Origin of the sequence: Ohtaekwangia kribbensis (assembly GCF_042676245.1) — a bacterium.
Classification (GTDB): Bacteria; Bacteroidota; Bacteroidia; order Cytophagales; family Cyclobacteriaceae; genus Ohtaekwangia; species Ohtaekwangia kribbensis.
On record NZ_JBHTKA010000004.1, the window covers coordinates 138,682 to 151,628 of the forward strand.

The following is a 12,947-nucleotide window of genomic DNA, read 5'->3' on the forward strand; positions in this document are numbered from 1 at the left end:
TACAAAGCGAGGGATGCAGCGCACGTTGCATCCCTTTTTTATTGATAGCATTAAGAACTATATACTTATTAAAAATCACTCCGCTAAACTATACCGAACCTGCAACCCCGTATTCGTTGTTGCTCTTCGATATGAACTTGAAACGAGCGGTTCGTTGATGGTGCGGGTAAAGTAAAATTGTAGATTCAATTTTTTATTTACCACATAGCTGATGGTAGGTCTCAGTTGTATACTGATAGCTCCACTGGTGAGTGTATTCGTATCATCAATCTTTCGTTGGATGGTGCGGGTATCGCTGAAGGAAGCATTCAAACGGAAAGTAACATCATTCTTCAATACAACAGTGCGTCCCTGCGATTTGAACGGAAGCTTCACGTTGTTCTTTGTAAAGCCTACTTCAAGCGATATATCTTTTGTGGACACTTCTGTAATCTGTGCGTTGGAAACGGTAAGCGTCATATCACGTCTCTTTTTATACTGAAGGCTCGCAGTAACTTTACTCTTGGTGCGTGCATTGATGCCAATGAGGGGAGAGAACTGTTCCGTCATTACTACCTGGCTGATCACATATATTGGCACAGCTGTACCATCCACCATTTTGCCATAGTAGCTCGTATTGTAGTCTTCAACCGATCGATCAATGCGAAGTTCATCCACATTGGTATACTCCAGCGAATTGGAATAACCGGTTACAGCATAACTTGCCTGATATGCGTGTGATACCGTGAACGACTGAAATATATCTTTCAAGGGTTTAAGATTGTTAAGTCCCGTATAGTCTAATCGCCAGTTAGGCTTTGGCATTTTAGGAAATGGTGTTAAAGAAGTAGTACTTGCGTTGCCACCGGTATAGGCAGCAATGAAGGCCGGTATCAATACATCCTGCGAGGCCGTGTCATACTCATTTCCATTGATGGCGCGAAGTCGGTCTTTCATCACCAACAGGTTCTCTTCAAATTTCTGAAACACTTCCGATTCCACTTCGCCATTAGAGCTATTGAATGCTGTTTTTATACTGATGGTAGATATAGCATAACTACCGCTCCGGTTCGGACTTAGCGATGCAAAACCGGTTCCATCTGTTGATTGATCAGGATCATATCGGAATATCTCTTCGTATGAGGCTATATTTTCCTTGCGTGCACTCAATGTTATTTTGAGAGATGATGTAGGTTCAAGATTCGCGTTGATTGTAATACTCTCGTTACGAGACTGTGTGAACATCGTAGTAAGGCTCTTATTGGTGGTAAGAAGATTATTGCGTGCAGCATTGAAACGCACTTCCGGATTCTGACTCCCCAACAGAAAACTCCAGCCGGGTGCATTCCAGTCTTCGTCCATTCCGAAGTATTTTGGTGTACCGGTAAATCCGGGCAACACTGTTCCTTCGGACAGGGTATACGTTGCGTTAACCGATCGCACCGACATAACAAGCTTAAGTATACCTTTGAGTAACCCGGGCACCGGTGCGGGTACTGTCTTAACAGTATCCATGCGCGAAGGAGTTCTGTTATTAACCGTCCGCGCACTGGGTTTAGCAGGTGCATTTAATGCTTTCAGGAATTTTATCTTGTTATATAGTTTAACCAGATCAACCTTCCCGGCAACATTCTGCGTGCGACTATTCTGAATTGTATTTTTAAAGTCAAGTGAATCCACCAAATCATCTTCACCATTCTTTACCAGTGAGTCAACTTTATTATAGGTTCCAGCCTTCCAGGTATAGTCCGCATGAAAACGATAATCGGCCGAGAGCCAGTCTGTCAGCGGAAACTTATCCAATGGCACGGTATAGTTTATCGTTATGCCCTGATTGAAGTTCTTCATTCGTCCAAACTTCTTCAGGTTATGGATCACACTGTCCTTTTTCTCTTTTGTATCGATGTCTCCTTCAGGCTCATCGATTACGGCATTCGCGAGCGAAGTATAATCAAACGACAAGTTTTTGGACAATTTCCATTGCAGGTTATACTGCCGGTTAAACAAAAAGTACTTTACATACGAGGGATCTGACTCTACAAAATCATCGCTGGTACCGGAGTTTCGATATATAGTCTTGGTGAACGAACGATTGAGGTCCATGCGCACATTTATATTCGATGGCATCAGCCCTATATTAAAATCTTTGATAAACTTCAACCACGGAGATGAAAGCCCGGCTACATCTTTAAATGGTTCTATGCCAGTAGCCTTCGGACTAAAATTATAGGCGACCGATCCGCGATACTGCTTCTGTAAATTCTGTGCCGTGGTAAAATCTTTATGCACCGCATCACTATAGGAGTAGCTAAACGAAAGATTCTCCACATCCCACAGGTTGATGCGGGCATTGGGATTTACTTTCACTTTACGCACGTTGGTAAAATTTATACTTCGCCTTACGGTTCGATCGCGAATGATGCTTAAATATTCCCGCTTTTCATCTTCTGAATTATAGGCCTCTAATGCTGCGGCTAATTTTACATCCGGGTTTGCCGGATCGTAATTCGGAGTGGCTACACTATTCTCATAGCTTGCAAACACCGGTATCTTTATGCCTGTATTGCCCGGTAACAGTTTATCGAGATTGGCCGATGCCGATACATCATACGAGGTTGTCTCATCGCGGGTACGTTCTGATATTTTGGAGCTTATGCTTCCGAATCCGTATGTGGTATGTTTTATGGCTCCGTTTATAGTAGCAAAGTCTGCTAACTTGATCGCAGCCGATGAAGTTACAGCCCAGCCTGCGGTTCGATCAAAGTCAGTAACACGAAGTTCGTTCGCCCAAACACAACCTGAATAGGCACGCTTGTCACTCGAGCGCGGATTGCGTACACCAATCATCACAGCAAGGACACTGCTCAGATCAGGTCTTCCGAGTATACGCAGCAAGTGTCTTCCGGATTCCTTCGGACCGGCCAGTGGATATAGTTGTGTCAGCGAATAATTTGCTTTGTCACGCTCTGTCTTTAAAGTATATAGTTCATTCAGTGCCAGGTTAATTTCGTTTTCTTCCGGCCATACACCGCGCTCCGATCCATCATTCGGGTCTGATATCTTTAGTGGTATCTGTATCTCGTAGTAATTCTCAGTGAAGTCAGTACCGATGCGCATAAAAGCATATAACTGATCATTACCGGCCTCGCTGTTTGCATGGAAAAACATTTTGATACGCCCATAGTTGAACAGATCGACTGACAGATTTTTATAGATCGCACGTGAAGTTCCATCCTCCAGGTCATCTACACAAACCTGCACCGACTGCTCATTCAACAAGCGCGAAACAGTAGAAGTCTGATCACGATCGCGCACAACGCCCGGGGGAATAACATAGCCCGACTTGTTGGCCGCTACATCTTTCACGGCATTCTCTTCGAGGTTTACTACCGATACAGTAAAATTATCAAAGGTAGGTTCGGTGGTTTCACTGAACCCGGCATCATTCAGATCGTCTGTAGTATATCTGCGCCAGTGGCTTCCTACCATTCGGAAATTTGCCAGACGCAGCACTACCGGCTCTGTAAATTCCGTGAGCAGCATACGCATATACTTGATTGACTTGAAGTCTTCAATGTTGCCGAACTTCGCTTCGTATTCACGAATGGGTATACGGAATAAATACCAGGTAACGGATTCTTTCAGATCGTTGGTATTACTCGTGGTGATCTTGTCCACTATATATTCATTATCAACAACGAGTTGCCCGGGCTTCAGGCTTATATCGTACTGATAGTATTCTTCTGTCTCATTCAAAGTATTATCAGCATTGATATCTTCATTATCCGGTGTCAGGTAACTGGAGTATGCGATCTCTGAACCGGAAGCAATCGGAGAGTTTCCATCCTGTCCGTTATAGTCTTTATAGCGCTGCAATATTTTCGCGTTGGCAGCATCATATTTACTATCTAGGAAGTAAGTAAAGTTATCGGCCGAAGGGTCGCTTTGTACTTTATCACGCGCAGCTACATTTACCGTATTAATATAGGTACTGAAGTAATCAACTTCTTTTGTATCTGGCAATCCGTCAAAACCAACATCCTGATTGTCGCGCGCGGTAGTCGATGTATTATCAAAACTGCTGGTAAGGTATTGCTCGGTCGTAACATACCCCCAGTTGTTGGCCGCTACCTCTCCGGCAAGATTTCCATCGGCAGGTAAGCCGTTCTCAAACGCGTGTCGTGAGTCGCGCATTACATCTTCCGAAATATTACCAAGCTGAAACACGAGTCGTCCACCGGTCGTGTTGGATTTATTATATATACCATCCAGAATTTTGCCATTACCGCTGGTGAGGTTGATGAACGGGTCCATCATCCAGAACTCTATATATTCAATATTGGCTTTATCAAAATCCGTTTCAGAACTAACAGCCTTGGTTATAGCACCCCAACTGTTTTGCGGATTGGTAAGCAGACCATTGTTATCCAGCGAAGGATTATAGTTATAAGGACCACGTTCATTCGGAAAATACGCTATATCCAATATCTGTTCGTAGTTGATACCTTGTGTTAATTGCTTGTATGGGAAGATCTCGGTTGGCCCAACCATGCGCACGTAGTGATTGTTGAGATCAGTATCTGTAATGTTATCGGGTTTCAGAGACCCACCATCACGTTGCAATTGATTATCGATGGTATACCAGGCCATCTTGGCGCGTTTATAGCCAGCCGTTACATCATCGGTAGCACCAGCGCTGGGATCAAAACGATGATCATCTGTCTTCGGTACACTGGAGAGTTTCCATCCTGCCGGACTCATCAATGAATAGGGTGTTGTTGTATTTTCAAAATCATCTATATAGCCCGTGCCTTCACCATCAATCACATTCGATGTACCCGGAATGAGCTGCGCAAATTCTCCTGTAAAACTCACCGATGATTTTTCTTTGGTCTGGATCAACGGCAATGCATCCACCAGTTTTGTAAGCATGCGACTCTCCTTGTTGATGTTAAAATCAAGACCATACTGAACATTTCGCGCCGGCTCCGTGCCTACAGTATTACGACTTACCACAGGACGTTCATTATAGTACAAAAGCGTTGAACCAAAATTTACATCATCGTTAAGTTTATAGTCCAGGCGTGTACCGAGTAAACTTTTATTCTGAAACGAGAACGCATCCGACTGTTCATATTGTACTTCAATGTCCTTTCCTGAATTCATGATAGACTCATTTAGGATTGTTACTTTACCAAATGTATAATCGACTACGTAGTCTGTTCCTTCGGTTAACAGAATTCCACCGGCATATACCTTCACAGAGCCCTGCGCCACACCAAAACCCGGTATAACTATTTCGTTGGAAGAACTTGCCGTATATTCTCCTGTTAAATAAAATTTATTCTTGGAGGCAAAGAGAGCCGCATCCGAGCGTGTTGTACCATAGAGGGTATCATATACATATTTGGAGATAAGTGCATTCTCGGAGGGCTCGTCTTCAAAAGCATCGCGCAGTGCTTCGCTAAATGGTTTCAGGTAAGGGAATATAATCAGACCCGAAGCTGAATTTATAGTCACACCCTCGACAAAATCAAAGTTACCATCACGCTGGCGATCGTTGAGTGTGTTCAATTTATCAAGACCAAAAATTTCTACCAGTTGCCGCGTACGCACCGTTGTACCGGCCTGCAGCTGTGGATTATCAATACCGGTAGCATCATCACGATAAATTATCCGTAATTGGAAACCGCTCTGAGACAACTGCGTTGCCCCAAGACTATATATATTTTTCATCATGAGCTCCCAGGTTGGTATGGTATTGCCTTCGGAATCGTGAATGGCAATTTTACGCGGGCGCAGTAACTTCAGGAAGATCACATCTTCATCGGCAAGACTTGAGTAGTCTTCCGATAGCTCACCGACTTTATAAGACTTCCCGTTATAGGTATATTCATACGCGACTGCGAGTGCTTCATCGTTTTGCAATTTTGTACTGAGTGTCAGGTACCCTAGCTGCGAATGATAAGTATATTCTGTAGAAGCCAATTTGCGGCCCCCCGTTATCTTCTCGAAGTCGGTTCCGTTGTTGTTATCATCAGCAAAAAAATTCTCAAGTGTGGTATTGATGCCATCCGCCTCCCGATTCTGTGCCGTAGCAAAAGCGAATAAATTATTAGCACCGTTGGATGAAGGCATAGCCGTACCGTTGGATGTTACCGCTGCGTTGTAGATCGTTCTGCCTTCACCAAGATCCATCAGTCCTACTACGTTGCGAAGAGTTTGCGTATCGCTCTTCCTGTTTAGAACATACACTTCCACACGAGTGATATTTACTCCTGAAATTACCTGCGGTGTATTAGAGATCCACTTTGCATAATTCTCGCGAAAGAAATGTCCCAGGAAAAAGTGACGATTCTCATCGTAGTTGGAGGCTATAATTTCAAACGGCCGATTTTGTCCGTTGCTGTTTCCATCCACATTAACCGAAGATGCTTTACCGCGCTGCGTAGAAGCAATTATGGTTGCTTTTAATTTTCCGAACTGCATCTGCGCCTTTACACCAAAAAGATTTTGCGCGCCCTGTATCAAGGTATTATTTAACGGCAGACTTACGTTACCAATCTCCAGCTTCTGAAGTATATCTTCCTTAAAGCCGGTGTACTCTACCTTCATGTTATTCTGAAAGTCGAATGAATTGTTATTATCAAAGTTGGCGGATACCTGCAGCTTCTCTCCTATTTTTCCTACTACACTCATGTTGATCTGTTGATCAAACACAAAACCACCCGAGCGTTGCTGACGAATCGGAATGGATGGATTATTCAGTCGCTGGAACGATGCACCAAAATCAAGCGTCACAAATCCGCGGGGCACCAATTCAATATAGCTTCCTCCAAAAATTCGATCGAGCACAGGACTGATATATATCCTCGGATTGAGACTCCGACCACTCACTTCGCTATCACCATCAGTAGCCCGCGAGCGATTCTTCCAGTAACTTTTCAATAACTCGCGCTCCTGGTATTGTTTGTATTCTTCGAGTGTCATGGACGAAGCCGGGCGGTAAGGCAGGTGGCCTATCTTCTCCTGAATGGTATATGTTCCGGAGGTGTCCATGGCTATATCTACCTTTACGGGATCTTTGAGCTGCAGCGGTGTTTGGCTTTCCGGGTTGGCGAACGGATCCCCATACCGGTCGGTAGCCTGGTATGTTGGTTTCGTATCGGATTGATAGTGTGTAGAGTCTTTTACAGCAGATCGTTGCTGGGCGAATAGGGTTACCGTTGTACAAAAAAGTAGCGACAGCAGGAGCATGCCATACTCTGCTGCAACGAGAAGGTTTAGTCGTAAACGGCTTAAGGATATCAATATATTTATACCGTGTTATACCAAGAGATTCTTAGTACCGCGTTGGTAAAAATGCGCGGCAAGGAAAGTAACGACCTCAAAAGATATAATCATCTATAGCGCAGTATATGTGTAGACCACCCCGATAATTTCCGCGATGAAACTGGCGTAAGTCTGAAGACTTGTGCCTAAACAATTTCAAGTCCTCTGACTTGAAAAAAAACAGCAATAGAATTTTCAAGCCAGTCTCCGTCTCATAAAGCTTCCTCTTTCCGGAGCCTTGATCAACTGCAATTTTGAGACAACAAAAACATTCAGAGTTCTCAACTCATTGCAAACAAAAACATAAACACATCGTGAAAAAATTAATTGTTCTCGGTCTCGTGCTCGTATCTGCCAATTGTTTTAGTCAAAGCACTATGAAGAGTATTTTTAGCCGACTTGATTTCGGCTTAAAACCGGTGCCAACTATAGCAACTTCACCAATGCAGATTTTAAATCGGATATGATGACGGGATTCCATGCCGGTGGGATTGTAACGTTTCGTATAACCAACAACTTTTTTATACAGGAAGAAATTTTTACGCTCTTATCAGGGCGCTAAAATCAAAGACGGTGTTTTTGCCGGACAGGATATCAAAAACTATTACGTTGCTGTTCCCATCCTCTTAAAGTACCGAACTAATTTTGGTTTGTACCTGGAAGCAGGGCCTCAGTTTAGTGGTTTGGCCAAAGAGGATACTGATAATTTACCGGTAGATAAATTTGCCAAGAAACTTGATCTCGGTGCTGTCGCAGGTATTGGTTTTCAATCATCGAAGGGTTGGGAATAGGTGCCCGCTATATTGCAGGCTTGTCAAGTGTGGATGATTTTCAACTCTCGAACGTAAAAACTGACTTCCGAAGCAGCGTTATCCAGGCCAGTATATTTTACATCTTTTAGAAATCAATAACACGTTTTCATCTCGCTGCGAACTATATATAAGCGGATAAAAAAAGAGAGGCGATCATTACTGACCGCCTCTTCTTTTCTGTTGTAAATCAATATATAGTTTACTTCCAGCCTCCACCGAGCGACTGGTATAGTTCTACCCTGGCGCTAAGTTGCTGACGGGTTACATCTGCCTTTGTAAGTTCGGCCTGCAGGGCATTGGTTTGAGCTGTAATTACCTCGAGGTAATTCGCCATGCCGCTTCTGAATAAGAGGCGGGCGTTTTGCACCGCCTGCTGCAGCGTTTCTGCACGAGTTGTGGCTACATCCTGCTGCGTTTTCAGTTTGTCAAGTTTTACAAGGGCATTGGTAACTTCATGCACCGCCCCGGTTACTGACTGTCTGAATTCGATAACGCGTTGCTCGCGTTCTGCCTTTGCAACTTCCAGTTGCGTGCGCAGTGCACGTCTCTGAAATATAGGTTGTGTTAAACTTCCTGCTACTGTACTGAACAATGATGCAGGCATGGAGAACCAATTGCTGGCTTCGTATGCGTTTAGCCCGCCCGTTGCAGTAAGGTTCAGAGAAGGATACATATTACCTTGTGCTACTCCTACACGTGCATTCGCAGCAACCAGTGCTTTCTCACTGGCCCGTACATCCGGACGATGACTCAGCAGGTCGATCGGTACACCGGCAGCCAGTATTGTATCAGTCACAACTACATGGTTCAATTCAACCGTGCGGCTTACACCGCCGGGCCAATCGCCTAACAACAGGCGAAGTCCGTTTTCCTGAAGTGTGATAGCTTGCTCAAACTGAGGCACCAGCAACGCTGCATTCTGTTGTTGTGCTTTTGCTTGTTGCACGGCAAGCTCGGTTACTTCGCCCGCTGTTTTCTGCAACTGTATCATCTGCACAATACTATCGCTTAACAGTACATTTCGTTTCGCGATGGCTAACTGTGCATCCATCATCAGCAAGTTATAGTAGGCATTGGCAACTTGTGCTACGAGCTGCGTTTGTACAGCACGTCCCGCTTCGAATGATTGCAGGTAGTCTGCGAGTGCTGCCTGCTTCTGTCTGCGTATTTTACCCCACACATCAATCTCCCAGGAGATACTGGTACTCAGTGTAAAATCCTCGATGTGATTTGTTCCGAGAAAGTTACTGAGACTTATACCATTCAAACTGTTTTCAGAAGGATTACTGGTAGAAGCAGAAGCTTGTGCATTCCATGCCGGGAGCCACGCTGCTCTTGCCTGCTTTGCGTATGACTGCGATATTGATATACGCTGAATTGCCAGTTGCAGATCATAATTACCGGCAATAGCCTTATCAATGAGTCGAACGAGTGTAGTATCGGTAAAAAATTCTTTCCATGACTTAGTTGCTATACTGCTGTCGCCTGCCGGTACCGCTGTACCAAACTGTTGTGGCGCGTTCAGGTCCGGACGTTTATAATTTTTCCCTACAGAACATCCGGCCAGAATAATGGCGAACAGCACAACACCTATACCACTATATATAAATCGGTTACTATGCATGATTTTTTTAAAATTAAGACTGTTACGATTATTCGGTGATGGCATCTTCTTCTGTTTTCGGACCGCTCACCTTTTCCTGCAGGTACTGGAAGATGATGTAGAGCACAGGGATAACAAATATACCCAGCAATACACCGGTTAACATACCACCGGCTGCACCTGTACTGATCGAACGGTTACCCAATGCGGATGCACCATTGGCACGCATCAGTGGTAACAACCCAACGATAAAGGCGAACGATGTCATAAGGATTGGACGAAGACGCAACTTGGCAGCATCTATAGCAGAGGTCAGCAAGTCCATTCCGCTTCTTCGCCTTTGTACGGCATACTCTACGATCAGAATGGCGTTCTTCGCGAGTAAGCCTATGAGCATGATCAACCCTACCTGTACATATATATTGTTATCAATACCAAACAGGTTGATGAAGAGGAACACACCGAATATACCCAGCGGTATAGAAAGTATAACCGACAGCGGTAATATATAGCTTTCATACTGTGCTGCAAGCAGGAAGTATACAAAGATCAGACACAAGGCGAAGATAAAACCTGCCTGACCACCGGAAGCAATTTCTTCTTTGGTCATACCAGTCCATTCGTAGCTATAACCGCGAGGTAAATATTGTGCCGTTACTTCTTCTACAGCTTTGATGGCATCACCCGAGCTATAGCCCGGCTTTGGCACACCGTTAATAGTAACCGCTGTAAACAAGTTGTTACGCGTTACAGTCTCCGGGCCGTATACTCTTTCGAGTTGCACCAGTGTACTCAGCGGCACCATCTCTCCGTATGAGTTCTTCACAAACATACCCTTCAATGAATTCGGATCATCGCGGAACGGTGCTTCAGCCTGCATAATTACGCGATAGAATTTACCGAAGCGGTTGAAGTCAGAAGCAAATGTACTTCCGTAGTATACCTGTAACGTTGTTAATACATCGCTCACCGATACACCCAGTTGTTTTGCTTTCTTCTCATCTACATTCAACATATACTGCGGGTTCGCGGTATTGAACGTAGTGAACGCATACGCAATCTCCGGACGTTGCATCAAAGCTCCAATCAGTCCTTGCGTTGTCTCATTCAGTTTATTGAGTGAACCACCGGTACGGTCCTGAAGGATAAATTCAAAACCGGCCATGTTACTGAAACCAGGTACGGTTGGCATGGTAAAGGTAAATATATCGGCTTCGCTGATCGTTGACAGCTTGCCTTGCACCATACCCATAATGGCATTTATATCTTTTACCTGTCCGCGTTCATCGTGCGGTTTCATCTTCACAAATCCCACCGCATAGTTCGAGCTGATGGATGATGTGATGATATTCAAACCGGAGACGCTGAGGTAATGATTGGTTGCTTCCAGCTCGGCCATCATATTCTCAACTTTATTCACCACTTCACGCGTACGCTGCAGTGATGAACCCGGAGGTAATGTAATGGAGTATACAAAGAAGCTTTGATCTTCATTTGGTATAAATCCGGTTGGCGTTGTACGTAGCATCCATACGGTTGCAGCCGTTACAATAGCAAGGCCACCTACGGTAAGCCATTTATGTTTTACCAGGAAGTTTACACTGCGCAGGTATTTCTCCGTCATGGCATTGAAGCCAACATTGAATGAGCGGAAGAAACGTGTGCTCCACTTATCGTTAGCATGCGCATGTTCATCATCATGATGTTCTGATTTTAAGAAGAGCGCGCAAAGTGCAGGACTCAATGTTAACGCGTTTACTGCGGAGATCACGATCGCGATTGCCAGCGTAAATGCAAACTGTCTGTAGAATACACCGGCTGGTCCTTGCATGAAACCCACTGGTATAAACACGGCCGACATCACCAGGGTAATAGACACGATCGCTCCGGAGATTTCACTCATGGATTGAACCGTTGCTTTCTTTGCACTCAACTTCGTCAGTTGCATTTTCGAGTGTACAGCTTCCACCACCACAATCGCATCATCCACCACAATACCAATGGCGAGTACCAAGGCGAACAAGGTTAACAGGTTGATGGTAAAACCAAACAACTGCATAAAGAAGAATGTACCGATAATCGCCACCGGCACGGCTATAGCCGGGATCAGTGTTGAACGGAAATCCTGCAGAAATATAAATACAACTATAAATACAAGTATAAATGCTTCTACCAGCGTTTCAATTACTTGCTCGATTGATTCATCGAGATACTCTTTTGTACTGTATATATTGAAGTATGATACGCCTTGCGGGAAATTTACTTTTGCTTTTTCCATCAGGTCGTTGATGGAAGTCTGAATATCATTTGCGTTTGATCCGGCTGTCTGGAAGATCGCTATACCGATACCAAACTTACCATTTACTGTAGTGTTCTGGTTATAGGTATAGGAACCAAGTTCAACCTTGGCTACATCTTTCAAACGCAGAACGGAACCATCGGCATCAGCACGCAGAATAATATCTTCGTATTGCTTGCCTTCGTTGAGTTTACCTTTATACTTGATAACATACTCAAATGATTCGCGGCTGTTCTCACCGAAACGCCCGGGAGCAGCTTCTACGTTCTGTTCGCGTATTGCACTGAGTACTTCCTGTACCGATAATCCATACGAAGTAAGACGATCCGGCTTCAGCCAGATACGCATTGAATAATCTTTGGAACCAAACACCATGGCTTGACCTACACCGGGTACACGTTGTATCTCCGGTATAATATTGATCTTGGCATAGTTCTGAAGAAATGTCTCATCGTACATTTTTTCATCACTCACCAAGTTCGTCACCATAATCATACTGTTCTGCTGCTTCTGCGTAGATATACCTGCCTGCACAACTTCAGCAGGTAACAAGCTGGTAGCTTTTGACACACGGTTCTGTACGTTTACCGCAGCAAGGTCAGGATCAGTCCCCAGTTTAAAATATACTGTAAGGATCATGGAACCATCATTGTTTGAGGTAGACGTCATATAGGTCATGTTCTCCACACCGTTCACAGCCTCTTCTATCGGCGTGGCTACGGAACGTGCTACAACTTCAGCGTTAGCACCAGGATATACTGCCGCTACCTGTATACTGGGCGGAGCTATATCCGGAAATTGCGTTACCGGCAGAGTCATCAGCGAAAGACCTCCGAGTAACACGAGGATGATTGACACAACGGTGGCCAGCACCGGCCGCTCTATAAATACTTTTAACATAAGACAGAGTTTTAGTGACCGG

4 protein-coding genes are annotated in these 12,947 nt (G+C 44.5%); 1 reads left to right on the top strand and 3 read right to left on the bottom strand.

The features are described 5' to 3' along the window. Nucleotides 1-75 precede the first annotated feature (75 nt). Nucleotides 76-7,236, bottom strand: coding sequence for a T9SS outer membrane translocon Sov/SprA (gene sov / locus ACFQ21_RS13795; RefSeq protein ID WP_377579800.1), 7,161 nt, complete (start codon nucleotides 7,234-7,236; stop codon nucleotides 76-78). 725 nt (nucleotides 7,237-7,961) lie between these two features. On the opposite strand from sov, the gene ACFQ21_RS13800 reads away from it, so the two are divergent. Then, on the top strand, nucleotides 7,962-8,102 hold the full coding sequence (locus tag ACFQ21_RS13800) for a hypothetical protein (RefSeq protein ID WP_377579801.1): 141 nt from the start codon (nucleotides 7,962-7,964) through the stop codon (nucleotides 8,100-8,102). Nucleotides 8,103-8,322: 220 nt separating this feature from the next. Here ACFQ21_RS13800 and ACFQ21_RS13805 read toward each other — a convergent pair whose 3' ends face one another. Beyond that, the gene (locus ACFQ21_RS13805) at nucleotides 8,323-9,747 is read right to left on the bottom strand and encodes an efflux transporter outer membrane subunit (RefSeq protein ID WP_377579803.1); all 1,425 of its coding nucleotides are present in this window, start codon (nucleotides 9,745-9,747) and stop codon (nucleotides 8,323-8,325) included. Between the two features lie 28 nt (nucleotides 9,748-9,775). Next, entirely contained in the window at nucleotides 9,776-12,925 is a 3,150-nt protein-coding gene (locus ACFQ21_RS13810) for an efflux RND transporter permease subunit (RefSeq protein WP_377579804.1), read from the bottom strand. Between the last annotated feature and the right edge of the window lie 22 nt (nucleotides 12,926-12,947).